This is a genomic window from Roseibium sp., assembly GCF_965216085.1.
Taxonomy (GTDB): domain Bacteria; phylum Pseudomonadota; class Alphaproteobacteria; order Rhizobiales; family Stappiaceae; genus Roseibium.
Genome location: NZ_OZ244138.1, coordinates 5192529 through 5209616 on the forward strand (window position 1 = coordinate 5192529; position 17088 = coordinate 5209616).

The following is a 17088-nucleotide window of genomic DNA, read 5'->3' on the forward strand; positions in this document are numbered from 1 at the left end:
TTGAAGGGTCCTGCATTTTTTTGTTCACAGAGCCGAATCACGGCACTCACTACATGTAGTGGCGAGAGCCAAGTGAATCAGTATTTGTAGTGTTCAGCCTTGAACGGGCCGGCCTTGTTAATCCCCAGATAATCGGCTTGTCCGTCAGTTAATTCGGTTAACGTGACACCGAGCTTGGCCAGATGCAGCCGAGCCACCTTCTCATCCAGGTGCTTCGGAAGCACATAGACTTCGTTTTTATACTGATCGCCTTTGGTGAAGAGTTCGATCTGCGCCAGTACCTGGTTGGTGAAGCTGGCCGACATTACAAAGCTCGGATGACCGGTCGCATTGCCGAGGTTTACCAGACGGCCCTGAGACAGCAGGATCATACGCTTGCCATCCGGGAACTCATACATGTCGACCTGATCTTTGACCGGGCGCAGTTTGGTGTTCTTCAGAGCTGCAACCTGGATCTCATTGTCAAAGTGGCCGATGTTACAGACGATCGCCATGTCTTTCATGCCACGCATGTGGTCGAAGGTGATGATGTCCTTGTTACCGGTCGCGGTGACATAGATATCGCCTTCCGGCAGCGCCTGTTCCATGGTCTTGACTTCAAAGCCATCCATAGACGCCTGCAGCGCACAGATCGGATCGATCTCGGTGACGATCACGCGGGCACCTGCACCAGCCAGAGACTGTGCGGAGCCTTTGCCCACATCGCCGTAACCACAGACAACGGCGACCTTACCAGACATCATGACGTCTGTACCGCGGCGAATGCCGTCGACGAGAGATTCGCGGCAGCCATACCGATTGTCGAACTTGGACTTGGTGACACTGTCGTTGACGTTGATCGCCGGGAACGGCAGCTTGCCGTTTTTCTGCATTTCATAAAGACGCAGAACACCGGTGGTGGTCTCTTCAGTGACGCCCTGAAGCATGTCGCGCTGTTTGGTGAACCAGCCTGGGTTGGCCGCTGCACGCTTCTTGATCTGAGCGAAAAGAGCTTCTTCTTCTTCAGAACCTGGGTTTTCGATCAGAGATGTTTCACCGGCTTCAACGCGCGCGCCCATAAGGATGTAAAGGGTCGCATCGCCGCCATCATCGAGAATCATGTTCGCACCATCTTCGAAATCGAAGATCTTGTCGGCGTAATCCCAGTACTCTTCCAGCGTCTCACCCTTGATGGCAAAGACCGGAACACCAGATGCAGCAATCGCGGCAGCTGCCTGATCCTGCGTGGAATAGATGTTGCACGATGCCCAGCGAACTTCCGCGCCGAGCGCGACAAGTGTTTCAATCAGAACAGCGGTCTGAATGGTCATGTGCAAGGAGCCGGCAATGCGGGCGCCTTTGAGTGGTTTGCTCTCGCCAAACTCTTCACGGCAAGCCATCAGGCCCGGCATTTCGTGTTCTGCGATTTCAATTTCGGTCCGGCCCCACTCTGCGAGCCCGATGTCTTTGACGATATAATCAGCCATGAAATGTTCCTGCTGTTGATCCCGGCCCCTGTTGCTGGGCCGGCTCTATGAAACCGCCGTCTGCTTTTCGATTGGCCGGAGCCAATTGGGTGATCGCGCGCGGCAACCGGCCGGACTGATGGCAAATCCATCATCCGTTGCCGGGGTTATACCCTTCCAGGCTGCACCATGCAATAAAGATATAAAGACTTCTTTATATGATTAAGTCATCGTTAGGATGCCGGTATAAGATGGGATTCCATCATTGGCCAACGTCGAGCTTGTCCCAAGGCGATCGCACCAACCCCGCCCCCTACATAAGATGGCTGATTGTAAAAATCTCCGGGTCGCCAGATCATGCGGCAGCCTTTTTAAAAATCGCCGCGCTTCTATCGTGCTTTGTAAAGATCTTCGCGACTCGGCGGCATGTTGGACGGGCCTTTGGTCCGTTTGGTTGCGACGGTCTGGAAGATGTTGATTGTGCCACGCTCAAAGCCCAGCGAAACGCCCGTGAGATACGCGAGCCAGAGCCGGTATTTCTCTTCTCCAACTTCGGCGATAGCCTCGTCTTTGGCATTCATTAGATTGTTCGCCCAGAGCCGGGTGGTGCGGGCATAGTGCTCCCGCCAGCCCTCGACGTCGTGCACCTCAAAGCCATGCGCTTCCAGATTGGTCAATGTCCAACCGATGTGGTCGACCTCGCCGCCTGGGAAGATATATCGGACAAGTGCTTTATATTCCGCCCGCTTGCGGCGGAAAGTTTTGAGATCCTTCTTGCCGCGCCGAGTGATGGCGTGATGCAGATAAATCCCGCGTGGACGCAACAGCCGGCGAACGGCCTCGAAATAATTATCATAATTATCAAGGCCGACTGCCTCGAACATGCCAATCGAAGAGATTTTGTCGAACTGCCCAGCCGGCAAGTCCCGGTAGTCAACAAGTTGAACGGAAACTTTGTCGCCCAAGCCCCGTTCTGCAATGCGCTCTTCAGCCAGTTTCAACTGTTCTTCGGCCAGTGTGACACCGAGTGCCGTGACACCATAATGCTCTGCGGCATGGCAGATCAACGCCCCCCAGCCACAGCCGATGTCCAGCAATCTATCTCCAGGCTGAAGCCTAAGTTTCCGGCAGATCATGTCCAGCTTATCTTTTTGGGCGGTCGCCAAATCATTCGACCAGTCTTTGAAATAGGCGCATGTATAAACCATTTCCGGATCCAGAAAGAGCCGGTAGAAGTCATTGGACACATCGTAGTGAAACGCAATATCGTCTTTACGGCTCCCGGAACTGCGATCAGCAGTTCGGCCAGCATCGTTTCCATTGGCTTCGGTCATCCCTGGACCGGCAGGGCCCATGGCAAGTGACAATGCACTCCGCGCCAGCAACGCTTTGTTCAAACGTTTACGGACTTCCCGGCCTTTGATATTTGGGCGTTTCTCGGCAAAGTCAAAAATGGAACCACCCCGCGGATCAATTTGTCCTTGCGAATAAAGGTCTACAACTGTCTTCAGGTTCGGTTTGCGCAGCAGGCGTGTTAAAGCTGTTTCAGACAAGGCAATTCGCATTGCATTTGCTGGGGCATCTGCAGGAACTGTCGATCCGTCCCATAGCTCAAAACCGAACTGCAATTCTAAGGCCCGGTAAATGTGCTCCAATGCCTTGCGTGCAGTATCCAATAGTTTGTCTTGAGATGGTCTGATCATTACGCGCCCCCTTTGGCCGGAGCAAAAGGTCGCGGATACCTTTGTGGAAGGCAAGCTCAATTTGCGGCGGAATGTTATTGATTTAGCGATTCCGGAATCGCAGAGCGAGGTCAGTCTTCTTCGCCGAAACCGCTTTCAACCAGATCGGTGATCGCCTCCAGCGCCGGTTCTGCTTGTTCACCGCTAATGCGAACCCGGATGCTGCTGCCCGTGCTCGCTGCAAGCATCATCAGTCCCATAATCGACGTTCCGCCCACGGTTTGGCCGTCTCTGGAAACTTCGACATCGGCGTCGAAAGTTTCAACCAGCTTCACCAGTTTCGCAGATGCCCGGGCATGCAGTCCGCGCCGGTTCACAATCGTCAGGTCTTTTTCCAACACGCTTTTTTGCGTCCTGTTCTTCTTAGTTCTGTCCCGACAGCACCTGGCTTGCGACGGAAATGTACTTTTGTCCGGCCTGACGTGCCTCGTCAACGGCCTGCGCCAGGTCACGGTCAGCGCGGACACTGGCAAGTTTAATCAGCATCGGCAGATTGACCCCGGCCACAACCTCCACGGATTTGCTGTCCATAACGGAAATCGCCAAATTGGAAGGGGTCCCGCCAAACATATCGGTTAGAAGAACCACCCCTTTGCCGGAGTTTGCTGCATCTACAGCCGCAAGAATGTCCTGCCGGCGTTGTTCCATGTCATCGTCTGGGCCGATGGAGATTGTCTCCACCTGCTCCTGCGGTCCAACGACATGTTCAAGGGCAGCCTTGAATTCCTCTGCGAGACGTCCGTGAGTGACAAGGACTAGTCCGATCATATGTATAAAAACCCGATTATCGAGGTCCGCTTGGCTCATTTTGGAGCCGGGCGTTTATCAGTCTGCTGCACTCTCGACAACCGGTTCGCCAGTTGCAAGTAAAAAAGAAGCAGTGCGCCCTAAAAATAGTCAGGACTTCCCGGAAAAAGGTGCCTGAACGCCCAACGGATCAGTCGAAGTGCGGATTGTGGTGCTACAGCGGGGCATTTGATGCCAGAAAGTTGGGCACCTTCCAACATCACATTTGCCACAGCATGCTCGGGGATCCGCTCCATTTCCTCCAAGCCGATTAGATCAACAATCAAATGCACTTGCGCCTTTGGCAAATGACGGACTTGAACAATTCCGAACCCGCGTATTTCCATCAGACCTTGGAGGGTGGATGGCGGTTCGGCGGTCAGTCGGCCCGAATCCACTCTCAATTGCACCCGATCATCGGATACGAGCGCAGCGAATTGGCCCCGCACTTGAGCAGATTCGATGAGCGCTTCAGAAAGACTGGACTTGCCGCTTCCAGATTGGCCCCGGATCAAAATACCCTTTGTCCCGACGACCAAACAGTTTGCATGGATCGTTGGCCTGTTCACTTGGTGCGGCCTGCGGGCAACAAGATGGTGAACCGCGCTCCGGCAACCGCATCGTCGCCATCTTCATCTGCTTCAATCCGGTTTGTCGCCGAAATCGACCCGCCGTGTGCATCAATGATCTGGCGGGAGATTGACAGGCCGAGACCGGAATTATTACCGAAGCCTTCGCCGTCCGGCCGGTCGGTGTAAAACCGCTCGAAAATCCGCTCGGTGTTTTCCGCCCGGATCCCCGGACCGTCATCATCAACCGTAATCTTGATCTGGTGGCTGTCACGGCTGAGATCGACGCGGACAATCCCGTTTTCAGGCGAGAACGACCGCGCATTGTCGAGAAGATTGCTGATTACCTGGCCCAGGCGGATATCATGGCCTTGAACATCATAAGGTTTCGCGCCCGGTGCATCAGCAACCGTCAGCTTAACCCGTGCTGCGCCGTCATCGGCTCGCTCATTGGCGGCATCGGCCATGTTGCGCAATAGTTCAGCCATGTTGATCGTCTCTGACTGCGTTCGGGCCAATTCGGCATCCAGTCGGGATGCATCGGAAATATCGCTGATCAAACGGTCGAGGCGGCGCACATCATGCTGGATGACATCCATCAACCGGTTGCGAGAGTCTTCATTGCGGGCAAGCGGCAGGGTTTCGACGGCACTACGCAAGGAAGTCAATGGGTTTTTAAGTTCATGAGCCACATCTGCCGCGAACCGCTCGATGGCATCGATCTTATCGTAGAGCGCATTGGTCATCTCGCGGAATGAGCGCGCCAGATGGCCAATCTCATCCTGCCGGTCGGAAAATTCCGGAATTTCCTCGCGAGATGTCGTTGACCCTTTGCGCACCCGATCGGCGGCTGCGGCCAAGCGGCGGACAGGACCTGCGATAGTCCCCGCCAACAGGATCGACAACAAAATTGTGACGGTCGCGGCAAACATGAAGACGCGGATAATGGCGATGCGTTCTGCCCGCACGATGGCATCAATATCGCCGCCTTGGGTGGAAAGCAGAAGTGTGCCCAAAACAGCCCGGAACCGTTGGATCGGAACCGCAACTGAGACGATCAGTTCGCCACGTTGCGAGATCCGGGTCACACTGGCCGGTGACCCGGCGAGGGCTGCCTCCACTTCCGGATAGGCCCGTCCGTCCCCGGCACCGACCTCCTGATACAGCGGCAGATCGCCCTGACGGAACCACCGTTTGGTCCACTGCCAAAGCGTGTCCCAAAAACCGTCTTCTTCCGCATTTGGTGGCGGCAGATCAAATCGCAGAATTTGCGCGCCGGAATAAAGGTGGCGCGAATCCAAAATGAGGATCCCTTCCGGGTCGTAAATCCGGGCGCGGGTCTTAGTTGGCGATATCAGGCGCCGCAACACGGGCCCGACCCGCTCCGGATTGATCGGAAAGTCGAGGCTTTCCAAATCATCGCCTGTTGTGGGTGTGATGCTTTCGCCGGCTTGCAGCTGTAGCAGTCGCTCCGGATCTACCGTGATAGCCCCGGTGTCGACCGTCGCGGAGGCCGCAATTGCGCCTGCAATGATTTCGCCTTGGGTCAAAAGGCTTTGTACCCGTGCATCGATCAGACCGGCCCGGAACTGATTGAGGTACAAGATCCCGATCACCAGAGCGATCAGGCCAACCAAGTTGATGGCGATGATCCGCCGGGTCAGCGAAGAGAGAACGTAAGTGCCAAAAATCTGGCCGAACCGGCTAAGGATGCGACGGCGAAGCCGTTTTTTGCCAAGACGGCGCAAGCGCGAGCGCTCCGAACCGGTTTCCGGTTCAGAGGACGGATCAACGTCCAGATGCTCGCTTTCAACCGCCATTCAGGCCTGCCTTTAGGGGCTTTTCCGGCTCAGACCTCTCTGAACCGGTAACCGACACCATAAAGGGTTTCGATCATGTCGAAATCATCGTCAACCACTTTAAACTTCTTACGCAGACGTTTGATGTGGCTGTCGATGGTGCGGTCATCAACATAGACCTGATCGTCATAAGCCGCGTCCATCAAAGCGTTCCGGCTTTTGACCACGCCTGGCCGCTGAGCAAGGGCCGACAAGATCAGAAATTCGGTGACCGTCAGGGTAACCGGCTTGTTGTTCCAGGTGCACGTGTGCCGCTCCTGATCCATCAAAAGCTGTCCACGCTCGAGCAGCTTATCCGCATCGTCCCGCGGCGCTGAGGCGTCCCGTGGCTGTGCCCGCCGCAATACCGCGCGGACCCGCTCGACCAGCAAACGCTGTGAGAAGGGTTTACGGATAAAGTCATCGGCGCCCATTTTCAAGCCAAACAGCTCGTCGATTTCATCGTCCTTGGAGGTCAGGAAAATCACCGGAATATCTGACGTCTGACGCAAACGGCGCAGGAGCTCCATGCCATCCATGCGCGGCATCTTGATGTCGAAGATCGCGAGTTCCGGCGGATCGCTCTGCAGTCCATCCAGTGCGGAGGTTCCATCCGTATAGGTCTGAACCCGGTAGCCTTCCGCCTCTAGCGCAATCGAAACTGAGGTCAAAATGTTGCGGTCGTCATCAACCAGGGCAATTGTCGGCATTTTTGTCTATTTCCATTTCCGGCAACGCACCGATGGCACGCATCGGCAAAACAGTAACACATTGCCTTTGGCCTGCTAAATGCGCAAAAATTAAGGCGAACATCGCGATTACCCTGCGCAAGCATGCCTCTGTTGGGAATTGGGTGCCTTGCGCGCGGAGCCGTGATCTTCGTCCAGATGGCTGGTCCGCGGCCTGGTTTCAAGCCCAGCTGGCCCCTTTCGAAAGACTGACCCAACCAAAGTGGCTTTCAAGCCAGTTGACACATTTCAATATAGGACGCATGCAGGATCTGTCTCTTGGAGCATTCCTCTGGGGCCGTCGACAGTCGCCGATTGGTGGTTATCACTTACTCTGGCATTCAGCTTCCGGTCACGTGGCTTTCTAGCCAATTGCTGACTGCTTGCGGCCCGGCAATGGCGCGATTTAAACGCAAATACTTTCATCTCAACAAGCAAATCGAAGAATTCGAAAGTTTCGTTTTTTAGTTTGCCAACCAAATTAATTAACTGTCATTTATTCCCTTTTTTTAATCGATTAAACAAACACATAGCCCTTTGGCTGTCTTGCTGCACAACTGCGCATCCACTAGGTTCGCACCCCTCACGACCGGGTTCAGTATTTGTTAACACTCGCCCGGTGGCGACTGAATAGCTCCCATCACAAGGATCTCGGGATCATGCAGGAAGTAGGCGACAGGAATTCAGCCATTGGCAGCGAGACTTTCGGTTTCAAAGGCCTGAAAGCGCTCTATTGGAACCAGAACGAGCCTGCGCTTTATGAGTATTCACTGTCCCGCGGCGAGAGCCGGATGGCAGCAGGCGGCGCGCTGGTCGCCGAAACCGGCGTCCACACTGGCCGCTCCCCCAAAGACAAATTTGTTGTTCTTGACGACCAGACCAAAGATTCTGTGTGGTGGGACAACAATGCGCAGATGAGCCAGGCGCAATTTGATGTGCTCCTAGGGGATTTCCTCGCACATGCAGATGGCATGGAACTGTTTGCGCAAGACCTTTACGGCGGAGCAGACGCCGAAAACCGGCTGCCGGTGCGTGTTTACACCGAATATGCTTGGCATTCGCTCTTCATCCGCAATCTGCTCCTTCGCCCCAAGCGCAGCGAGCTGGCGGCTTTTGCTCCAGAAATGACCATTGTCGATCTGCCGAGTTTTAAGGCCGATCCCGCCCGGCACGGTTGCCGCACAGAGACCGTGATTGCAGTTGATCTGACCCGCAAGATCGTCCTGATCGGCGGCACGTCATACGCCGGCGAAATGAAGAAATCGGTCTTCACCGTTCTCAATCACCTGCTGCCGGAAAAAGGCATCATGCCGATGCACTGCTCGGCCAATGTCGGTGAAGACGGTGACACCGCAGTGTTCTTTGGCCTGTCTGGCACCGGAAAGACCACTCTCTCCGCTGACCCGTCCCGCACGTTGATCGGCGATGACGAGCACGGCTGGAGCGAGAACGGTGTCTTCAATTTCGAAGGCGGCTGCTACGCCAAGACAATCAAATTGTCCGCCGATGCAGAACCAGAAATCTATTCGACCACACAGCGGTTCGGAACGGTTCTGGAAAATGTGGTTCTGGATGAAAACCGGGTTCCGGATTTCGACGACGGCTCGAAAACAGAAAACACCCGTGCCGCCTACCCGATCCACTTCATTTCCAACGCCAGCGACACGGGCTGTGCACCGGTTCCAAAAACCATCATCATGCTGACCGCTGATGCTTTTGGCGTCATGCCGCCAATTGCCCGCCTCACTCCGGCACAGGCAATGTACCACTTCCTGTCAGGTTACACTGCGAAAGTGGCTGGTACCGAAAAAGGCGTTACTGAGCCGCAGGCGACTTTCTCGACTTGCTTCGGCGCCCCATTCCTGCCGCGGCATCCATCTGAATACGGCAATTTGCTGAAAGATCTGATCGCCAAGCACAATGTCGACTGCTGGCTGGTGAACACTGGCTGGACCGGTGGCGCCCACGGTGTTGGCCACCGCATGCCGATCAAGGCGACCCGGACATTGCTGCAAGCGGCTCTTTCCGGTAGCCTGGCAAATGCTGAATTCCGCACGGACGCGAATTTCGGCTTTGAGGTTCCGGTTGCCGTTGAAGGCGTTGACAGCACAATCCTGACCCCGCGCGCAACTTGGACGGACAAGGATGCCTACGATGCGCAAGCTGCCAAATTGGTGGATATGTTCGTAGGCAACTTCGAAACCTTCGAGCCGCATGTCGACAGCACTGTGCGCAGCGCTGCCCCAGCGGTTCGGCTTGCGGCGGAATAAATTCCGTCTGACAAGTGGACTAATTGAGGAGCACCTGCCAGCCGGCAGGTGCTTTTTCTATTGCAACTCCTCCTTTCATCCTTTTGCGGACCCGCTATATTCAAAATGGATGTGAGGAGATTGAACCATGCAGGATGGCGACAGCCGCTCCGCCCCCGATATTCTGGCGACCACAGAAGCCTGGAAACAGGCTGGACGATCTGTGGCGCTGGCGACTGTAATCGAAACCTGGGGCTCCGCGCCGCGCCCGGTAGGCTCCCATCTCGTCATCGATTCTGACGGCAATTTTGAAGGATCCGTGTCAGGCGGCTGCGTCGAAGGCGCTGTTGTCGCCGAGGCTGTCGATGTGATCGACACCGGCACCCCCACGACGCTAGAATTTGGTGTTGCCGATGAAACCGCCTGGCGCGTTGGCCTCTCCTGCGGCGGCCGCATTCGTGTTTATGTTGAACCTGTTACCTGATTGAGCTTCCCATATGGCTTCATTTGAAACGCTTTTGGCCTTTGCAGCGGCGGCTGCTCTCTTTGCCTATATGCCCGGACCCGCTTTGCTCTACACAGCTGCGCAAACAATATCGCGGGGCAGAAAGGCCGGTCTTCTTGCAGCACTTGGCATTCACATCGGGTGTTATGCCCATGTTGCCGCGGCAGCTTTTGGCCTGTCAGCCATTTTCGCTGCTGTGCCAACGCTCTATTTCGCCCTAAAATTGATCGGTGGTGCGTATTTGGTGTTTCTCGGCATCCAAATGATCCGTACCCCCGCTGAAACCGGACCAATCCTGTCACTGTCACAGAAGACCAGCCGGCGGGCTTTCGTCGACAGTGTTCTGGTTGAGGTGCTCAACCCCAAAGTGGCTGTCTTTTTCATTGCCTTCCTGCCACAGTTCGTCAGCCCGGAAGCAGCTTTGCCAATTTGGGCTCAATTCCTGATCCTGGGTACCGTGGTCAATTTCTTCTTCACTTCTGCGGATTTGGTCACGGTCTTCTTTGCATCTGAAGTCACGAAACGGCTTGGCCGCTCTTCCAAATTCCAAACCCTGACCCGTTGGGCCGGCGGATCCGTGCTCGCGGGCCTTGGGCTCAAGCTTGCAACGGACCGCGGGTAAAACATGGATTTTTCTCTCCTCTGCCAGCTGAACGCCGAGAGGGCAGCACGGCGTGCGGCGATCCTAGTCACCGAGATGGCCGATGGCCGACAACGGCTGGTACAAAAGGACACGCCCTATAGCGATGACCCTCTGGCTGAAGAATTCAGCAAACGTTTCCGATCTGGGAAGTCCGGAATTGTTGAAACAGACTTAGGCGAAGCGTTTCTCACAGTCTCCGTGCCGGCTCCCCGCCTGGTGATCATCGGAGCAGTTCATATCAGCCAGGCTTTGGTTCCCATGGCTGAGATCGCCGGTTTTGATGTGACGGTGATCGATCCGCGCACAGCTTTTGCAACAGAAGACAGGTTCCCCGGCAGCAGTTTGATCGCTGATTGGCCGGAAGACGTTTTGAAAGACAGGCCGCTCGATCCCTACACGGCCGTAGCGGCTGTCACACACGATCCAAAAATCGATGACTTTCCACTGAGGGAAGCGCTCAAGACAGGGTGCTTCTACGTTGGCGCGCTCGGCAGCCGGAAGACCCACGGCAAACGTCTCGACCGCTTTCGTGAGGCCGGAATTTCCAAGGATCTCTTGAACCGGATCGAAGCGCCAATTGGCCTTGATATTGGTTCTGCCTCCCCAGAAGAAATTGCCGTTGCTGTCTTGGGCTCGATCATCAAGACACTCCGGAAACCGCTGGATAAAGCAGCATGAAATTCGGTCCAGTCGCACCAGACAATGCGGAAGGCAGTGTCCTTGCGCATTCGACAAAGCTTGCGGACAGGACACTTAAAAAAGGCCACAAGCTAACGACGGACGATTGTAGGGCCCTTGCCGAGAGCAGCCTGAAGTCGGTTGTCGTTGCCTCCTTCGAAGATGGCGACCTGAATGAAGACACCGCTGCCGCCCGGCTCGGCAAAGCCGCCATGGGTGGGGACCTCTATCAAGACGCCCCGTTTACAGGCCGAATGAACCTTTTTGCCGAAACCAACGGCGTCCTGGTCGTCGACACGGCCTCCGTCACAGCAGCCAACCGGATAGATCCAGCAATCACATTTGCGACCCTCGCCAATTACACGCGGGTAACCCCTGGCCGGATGGTCGCGACATCTAAGATTATTCCCTTTGCCGTACCAGAGACCCTGATCGAACGGGCCGAAACGGCGATCAAAGGGGCCGTTCGCATCGCCAGTTTTTCGCCCAAGAAGATTGGCTTGGTCGCAACCAAACTGCCTCATCTAAAAACGGCAACCATGGATAAGACCCGCCGTGTTCTGGAGGATCGCCTGCGTCCAAGCGGAAGCATAATCTTGAGAGAACTGCGCATCGATCATACGGAAACCGCCGTTTCGGACGCGATCAGCACATTGTCGGCAGACGGCGCGGAGTTTCTGATCTTGTTTGGGGCATCTGCTGTCGTCGATCGCGCGGATGTTCTACCCGCGGCCTTAGAAATGGCTGGTGGAACTGTTCGCCATCTTGGTATGCCCGTTGATCCAGGCAATTTGCTGATGCTTGGAGAGCTTGATGGCAAACCGGTGCTGGGCGCACCAGGTTGTGCCCGAAGCCCCAAGGAAAACGGCTTCGACTGGATCTTAGACCGGCTGCTAGCCGGGCTGGATGTTTCTGGAAACGACATCACTGCTATGGGGGTCGGCGGCCTGCTCATGGAAATTGGAACACGGCCGCAGCCGCGCGCGCCCAAACACACAAGGCCTTCGCCCAAAATTGCGGCCATTATCCTTGGCGCTGGCAAATCCTCGCGTATGGGTGGCCCAAACAAGCTTCTTGCAAAACTCGACGGCAAAACCCTAATCCGCCATGCGGCGGAAGCTGCCTGTGGGACTAACCTCACACAGACCATTCTGGTAACGGGACATCTGGCCGACAAAATCCAGGACGAAATATCCGATCTTAACCTGACCAACGTGCACAACCCTGATTACGCCGATGGCATGTCCGGTTCTATCCGGACCGGTATGAATGCTTTGAGGTCCGACATTGACGCCGTCTTGATCCTTCTAGGCGATATGCCCCGGATCACTTCAGATGTTCTGGGACAAATGATTACCGCTTATAGCCAAAACACCAATGACTTGATCGTCACAGCCACAGCCGGCGGAAAACGCGGCAATCCGGTTCTTTGGGATCGACGTTTTTTCGAAGCACTGAAGTCCTTGAGCGGCGATGTTGGCGCGCGGCATGTCATCGCCGACAATCCCGGATTTGTTGCCGAAGTGGACATCGGCGAAGCTGCCAGGCTAGATCTCGATACTCCCGAAGCCCTTCAAGCAGCCGGCGGGCACCTGCCAGATAAACACACCAAATGATTGTTTTTGCTTCTAAAGTATTTCCAAAATAGATAATTGGTAAAGAAGCTTTAACCGGCTATGCAACAAATGCAAAGCGGTCATGCTGGCTATTCTATTGCAATTTTGTGACATTGGCCTTATGTAAGCGCTGCGTTTGCTGAAGAGCGCCCTGCTTGCAGGGGGGACTATGAAAAATGTCCTGAACGCTGATTACATCCGATTTCTTTCGAAGGCTGTTCGGATCCTCACATGGGGAGGATGCTCGAGCGCCTTTGTTGTGTGCGTGACCAAATAAAGGAAACTGTCATGGCTGACTTGTCTCTTCCGCGTCCAGGCTGCTGCAAATGGGCAGAAGGTGATGCTGGTAACTACACCTTCCCGTGCAACAACCGCGTCGAGCCAGGCGTTTCTTATTGTGACGAGCACCGCTCCATCGTCTACATTCCGCCGGAAGAGCGCCGCCGCAACCGTTCTGGTGGTGGCATGAGCCTGTCCTTCCGCCGCGCGGCTTAAAAACAGCTGCCTGATCCAAAAGGCACATATTCCCGTGGAACTCCACGAGACTTTAGAACCCGGTCTTTTGACCGGGTTTTTTGTTTTTTAGCATTCTGATCGCCCTTAAGGTCTATTACACACCGAAATATCGCAAGTTACCCTAGGTAATCTTAATACTTTTAACAATGTCGTAAATTGTATTTACAATATGCTAATCTTCTCACTGAAGTTACTGCGTATAGATACATACAATTTAATTCTTTATTTTTATTCTGGCGATAGATTTTGTAAAAAACTATGACACTGTGCAACGAAAGCGCTGGAATCAAAAATGATCGTCCAGTCGGAAAATGAAACCGAGCGTCTGAAGGCCCTTCGAACGCTGCAGCTTATAAACTCCGGACGCCTTCCGGAGTATGATGCTATCGTTGAGCTCGCGGCAGCTGTGTTCGATTGCCCATTTTCCCTGATTTCCTTCATCGAAGAAAAGGACCAGTGGTTCAAAGCTTGCTGCGGCATGGAATTGGTGAGCAGTCCCCGTGAGATCTCCTTCTGCCAGCATGCAATCTTGTCTCCCGATCTCTTCGTCGTCCCCAATGCTCTCGAGGATGATCGATTTAAAGACAATCCCTTGGTTGTTGGCGATCCAAAGATCCGGTTTTATGCTGGCTGCCCAATCTCACTTGACGGGAAACACCGGCTTGGCACTCTTTGTGTTATCGATACCAGACCGCACACGCCAACCGCATCACAGCTCAAACAGCTACGCCACCTTGGCACCGTCGTCGAAGGTTTGATCAAAACCCACCAGGCAACGGTCGAAACAGAACAAGCTGTTAAGCAGGCGGATGCCGAGCGGAATTCTGCGCTGCTCAAAGGCGAACTCCTTGAAGAAGTGGCCAGTGTTTCAGGTGTGGGCGCTTGGGAATTATGCCTCAAGTCCAACAACCTGACCTGGACCAAAAAAACGCGCGAAATCCACGAAGTTCCCGAAGATTTCCAGCCGACTGTTGAACTCGCGCTTGCCTTCTATCCTCCCGATAGCCGCAGCAAAATCTCCCTCGCCATAGAGCAAGCAATTGAACAAAAAATTGGGTGGGACGTAGACGTTCCGTTCACAACAGCAACCGGCCGGAATATCTGGGTCCGGGCGGTCGGGCGGCCGATATTTGAAGATGGCGAAGTCACGCGGCTGATTGGCGGCTTTCAGGACATCACAGACCAAAAGAAGACGGAAACATCGATCCGGGCGGCAGAAGCGATACAGCGGACGACATTAGAGAGCCTGAGCGAAGGTATTTTACTCATTAGCAGATCCGGAAACATCCAGTCGATCAATGCTGCCGGTGCCGATTTTCTTGGCTATTCTCCCGAAGACCTTACCGGATCTCGGATCCAGGACCTCGATATTGAGTTGCGTTTCGAAGGCAACGATAAAACCAAGTCGGCGGCGATCCTACGAACGATTTCATCCCATCCGGAACGGGTAAACGACATCGTCGCGTGTGTTGCTCGTAAAGGAACATCTGATTCCTATTGGCTACGCGTCAACGCGTCTCCGGTTGAAGCAGAAAACGAGTTTGGATTGGATGGTGTCGTCGTATCTCTAAAAGACATCACCGAGCAACGGTGGCAAGAGGAAACACTCAAGGCTGTATTTGATAATGTTGCCGCCGGCATTGCTTGCTTTGACAAGGATATGCACTTTTCAGCGTGCAACAACTCCTTCCAACAGATGTTGAGTTTTCCTGAAGAACTGATCGAGCGAAAAGCTCACAAACTGGACTTTATGCGATATCAGGCGACTCGAGGAGATTACGGTCAAGGCGACCCCGAGCAGCTTGCTCAAGAAAGGTACAATAACTGGGATCTTTCTGTTCCAACCCATGAAGAGCGAATGCAAGCCAATGGACAGGTTCTTGATATCCACTCAACCGCACTCCCTGACGGCGGCGTCGTATTTAACGTATTTGACATTACAGAGCGGAAGCAAACTGAGCAGAAAATCCTGCAGGCAGAAGCGATCCAAAGAACAACACTGGAAGCGCTGAGCGAAGGTGTCCTGCTGATTGACCGTAACGGGAATATCCAGTCCGCGAACCCCGCGGTCGTCGATCTCCTAAAATACCCCTTGGAAGAATTGATAGGCCGCAACGTTGATCAGCTTGATCTCGACATGACCTGCGACATTGACGGGATAGGGCATAGCAGCGAACCATTGTCGATGTCTGTCCGCGATCCGCATGTCATGACAGACATCCTGGTAGAGTTTACGCCAGCTTTCGGTTATTCGACGAGTTGGCTGAGACTCAATGCACGTTCGATCGAAGATGATTCTCGATCTGGTTTTGATGGTGTGGTTGTGTCACTGACCAACATAACCGAAACCAAGGTGCAGGCTGATACGCTTCAAGTCATCTTTGACAACTTTCCCGGCGGTGTCGTCCATTATGACGAACACTTCCAATTGGCATCCTGCAACTCCGCCTATGGCGAGTTGCTTGGATATCCGCAGGAGCTTGTCGATCGCAAACTCCATATTTTGGATTATCTGAAATTCACTGCGGAAAAAGGGAATTTTGGACCGGGTGACCCCGAACAGCTTGCCTTAGAGAAATTTGGTCAATTGAAATCTCCGGAACCGTACAATTTTGATCGGAGCACAGCGGACGGCAAGTTTTTGGAAGTGCGCGGGACACCGCTACCGGCTGGCGGAGCCATCTTAAATTTCTTTGACGTCACAGACCGAAAAAATATGGAGAAAGAACTCGCTGAAAGCGAGCAGCTGGCCCGGCACCGCTTTGAAGAATTGGAAACCGTCCTTGCCAACATGCGCCAGGGCGTCAGCGTCTTTGATGAACGTGGCCGGATCACCCTTTGGAATCGGCAATACATCGACATCTTCGGCAAGCCTGACGGTGAAGTCGTCAAGGGCAAGACATTGAGGGAATTGATCGATGCTGAAAAAGCCCGTGGCGATTTTGAGGGGGATGTACAAGAACACATCCATGATTTGATGATGCGAATGAGCGCCGGTGAAGTCGTTCGATCAAAGTTCGCCCACAAGAATGGCAAAATCGTTTCCGTCATTCACGCCCCTCTGCCCGGGGGCGGTTGGATCGGCACGCATGAAGACATCACGCTTCGTGAACAAGCTGCTGCTAAAATCACCTATGCGGCCCACCACGACAGCTTAACCGGTTTGGCAAACAGAACGCTCTTTAACGCGACGTTAAACGATACATTGGCGAACGCACGAATTCAGGGGACCACTGGCAACCTTCTGCTCATGGACTTGGACAAGTTCAAACCAGTCAACGACACCTATGGGCATGACGTCGGCGACGAACTTCTAAAACAGGTTGCGATCCGTTTTAGGGACTGTGTCCGCTCGTCCGATCTGGTTGCGCGACTGGGCGGTGATGAGTTTGCCATCATTTTACCCGGGACTGGCCCCAACTCCGCGGGAACAGCAGAGATCGCCTCAAGGATAGTCGAAAGCATCCGCCGTCCGTTTAAGATCTATGCTGAGAAAATCGAAATCGGGATTAGCGTCGGAATAGCGCCGATTCGCGTTGGTGATGCAGATACAAGTACGATCATCAAGAAAGCCGACATCGCCCTATATGAAGTCAAAAATCAGGGCCGCAATAATTTCCGTTTTTATGATGAGAACAGCACGTTGCGGCCGATCAAGACACTGCATAAAGCTGGGAAAAGCTCGGTTGACTAATAACAAATCAAATCAAGCGGATCGAAAATCAAAATTCTATAACTTTTACTTAAATTCTTTTCGGGTAATATATTTTATA

At 54.0% G+C, this 17088-nt stretch carries 14 protein-coding genes; 7 read left to right on the forward strand and 7 right to left on the reverse strand.

Translation table 11 applies throughout. The features are described 5' to 3' along the window. Window positions 1–77: 77 nt before the first annotated feature. The 7 genes from ahcY to ACOOFE_RS24390 all read right to left on the reverse strand — a co-directional run bounded on the left by ahcY (window position 78) and on the right by ACOOFE_RS24390 (window position 7090). Complete coding sequence (gene ahcY / locus ACOOFE_RS24360; RefSeq protein WP_420412432.1) at window positions 78–1466, reverse strand: adenosylhomocysteinase; 1389 nt, start codon at window positions 1464–1466, stop codon at window positions 78–80. A 368-nt stretch (window positions 1467–1834) separates the two neighbouring features. Continuing rightward, complete coding sequence (locus tag ACOOFE_RS24365; protein WP_420412433.1) at window positions 1835–3148, reverse strand: class I SAM-dependent methyltransferase; 1314 nt, start codon at window positions 3146–3148, stop codon at window positions 1835–1837. Between the two features lie 110 nt (window positions 3149–3258). Next, window positions 3259–3528 carry an HPr family phosphocarrier protein gene (locus ACOOFE_RS24370; RefSeq protein WP_141183798.1) on the reverse strand — a complete coding sequence of 90 codons (270 nt, stop codon included), beginning with the start codon at window positions 3526–3528 and terminating at the stop codon, window positions 3259–3261. A 22-nt stretch (window positions 3529–3550) separates the two neighbouring features. Further along, window positions 3551–3955, reverse strand: a complete 405-nt coding sequence (locus ACOOFE_RS24375) for a PTS sugar transporter subunit IIA (protein WP_141183799.1) — start codon at window positions 3953–3955, stop codon at window positions 3551–3553. 119 nt (window positions 3956–4074) lie between these two features. Beyond that, entirely contained in the window at window positions 4075–4542 is a 468-nt protein-coding gene (locus ACOOFE_RS24380) for an HPr kinase/phosphorylase (RefSeq protein WP_420412434.1), read from the reverse strand. Next, window positions 4539–6362: a stimulus-sensing domain-containing protein gene (locus tag ACOOFE_RS24385; RefSeq protein ID WP_420412435.1), complete on the reverse strand. Its 1824-nt coding sequence runs from the start codon at window positions 6360–6362 to the stop codon at window positions 4539–4541. Before ACOOFE_RS24385 ends, ACOOFE_RS24380 begins: the two co-directional genes overlap by 4 nt. Before the next feature lie 29 nt (window positions 6363–6391). Next, window positions 6392–7090: a response regulator transcription factor gene (locus ACOOFE_RS24390; RefSeq protein ID WP_141183802.1), complete on the reverse strand. Its 699-nt coding sequence runs from the start codon at window positions 7088–7090 to the stop codon at window positions 6392–6394. 677 nt (window positions 7091–7767) lie between these two features. On the opposite strand from ACOOFE_RS24390, the gene ACOOFE_RS24395 reads away from it, so the two are divergent. The 7 genes from ACOOFE_RS24395 (at window position 7768) to ACOOFE_RS24425 (ending at window position 17009) form a co-directional block, all read left to right on the forward strand. Next, on the forward strand, window positions 7768–9378 hold the full coding sequence (locus ACOOFE_RS24395) for a phosphoenolpyruvate carboxykinase (RefSeq protein WP_420412436.1): 1611 nt from the start codon (window positions 7768–7770) through the stop codon (window positions 9376–9378). 127 nt (window positions 9379–9505) lie between these two features. Beyond that, a complete protein-coding gene (locus ACOOFE_RS24400; RefSeq protein ID WP_420412437.1) occupies window positions 9506–9841 on the forward strand; it encodes an XdhC family protein in 336 nt (111 codons plus the stop codon). Between the two features lie 13 nt (window positions 9842–9854). Continuing rightward, a complete protein-coding gene (locus tag ACOOFE_RS24405; protein WP_420412438.1) occupies window positions 9855–10484 on the forward strand; it encodes a LysE family translocator in 630 nt (209 codons plus the stop codon). A gap of 3 nt (window positions 10485–10487) precedes the next feature. Further along, on the forward strand, window positions 10488–11183 hold the full coding sequence (locus tag ACOOFE_RS24410; RefSeq protein WP_420412439.1) for an XdhC family protein: 696 nt from the start codon (window positions 10488–10490) through the stop codon (window positions 11181–11183). Beyond that, complete coding sequence (locus tag ACOOFE_RS24415; protein ID WP_420412440.1) at window positions 11180–12799, forward strand: NTP transferase domain-containing protein; 1620 nt, start codon at window positions 11180–11182, stop codon at window positions 12797–12799. Before ACOOFE_RS24410 ends, ACOOFE_RS24415 begins: the two co-directional genes overlap by 4 nt. Window positions 12800–13087: 288 nt before the next feature. Beyond that, window positions 13088–13294: a hypothetical protein gene (locus tag ACOOFE_RS24420; RefSeq protein ID WP_420412441.1), complete on the forward strand. Its 207-nt coding sequence runs from the start codon at window positions 13088–13090 to the stop codon at window positions 13292–13294. A gap of 313 nt (window positions 13295–13607) precedes the next feature. After that, window positions 13608–17009 (forward strand): PAS-domain containing protein, encoded by a 3402-nt coding sequence (locus ACOOFE_RS24425; protein ID WP_420412442.1) that lies wholly within the window; start codon window positions 13608–13610, stop codon window positions 17007–17009. Window positions 17010–17088 lie beyond the last annotated feature (79 nt).

What these genes read in the sequence shown, in the direction of transcription:
- ACOOFE_RS24365 (WP_420412433.1), bottom strand. Translation starts at nt 3,148, where the DNA reads ATGATCAGACCATCTCAAGACAAACTATTGGATACTGCACGCAAGGCA.
- ACOOFE_RS24375 (WP_141183799.1), bottom strand. Translation starts at nt 3,955, where the DNA reads ATGATCGGACTAGTCCTTGTCACTCACGGACGTCTCGCAGAGGAATTC.
- ACOOFE_RS24410 (WP_420412439.1), top strand. Translation starts at nt 10,488, where the DNA reads ATGGATTTTTCTCTCCTCTGCCAGCTGAACGCCGAGAGGGCAGCACGG.
- ACOOFE_RS24395 (WP_420412436.1), top strand. Translation starts at nt 7,768, where the DNA reads ATGCAGGAAGTAGGCGACAGGAATTCAGCCATTGGCAGCGAGACTTTC.
- ahcY (WP_420412432.1), bottom strand. Translation starts at nt 1,466, where the DNA reads ATGGCTGATTATATCGTCAAAGACATCGGGCTCGCAGAGTGGGGCCGG.
- ACOOFE_RS24400 (WP_420412437.1), top strand. Translation starts at nt 9,506, where the DNA reads ATGCAGGATGGCGACAGCCGCTCCGCCCCCGATATTCTGGCGACCACA.
- ACOOFE_RS24405 (WP_420412438.1), top strand. Translation starts at nt 9,855, where the DNA reads ATGGCTTCATTTGAAACGCTTTTGGCCTTTGCAGCGGCGGCTGCTCTC.
- ACOOFE_RS24415 (WP_420412440.1), top strand. Translation starts at nt 11,180, where the DNA reads ATGAAATTCGGTCCAGTCGCACCAGACAATGCGGAAGGCAGTGTCCTT.
- ACOOFE_RS24390 (WP_141183802.1), bottom strand. Translation starts at nt 7,090, where the DNA reads ATGCCGACAATTGCCCTGGTTGATGACGACCGCAACATTTTGACCTCA.
- ACOOFE_RS24385 (WP_420412435.1), bottom strand. Translation starts at nt 6,362, where the DNA reads ATGGCGGTTGAAAGCGAGCATCTGGACGTTGATCCGTCCTCTGAACCG.
- ACOOFE_RS24420 (WP_420412441.1), top strand. Translation starts at nt 13,088, where the DNA reads ATGGCTGACTTGTCTCTTCCGCGTCCAGGCTGCTGCAAATGGGCAGAA.
- ACOOFE_RS24425 (WP_420412442.1), top strand. Translation starts at nt 13,608, where the DNA reads ATGATCGTCCAGTCGGAAAATGAAACCGAGCGTCTGAAGGCCCTTCGA.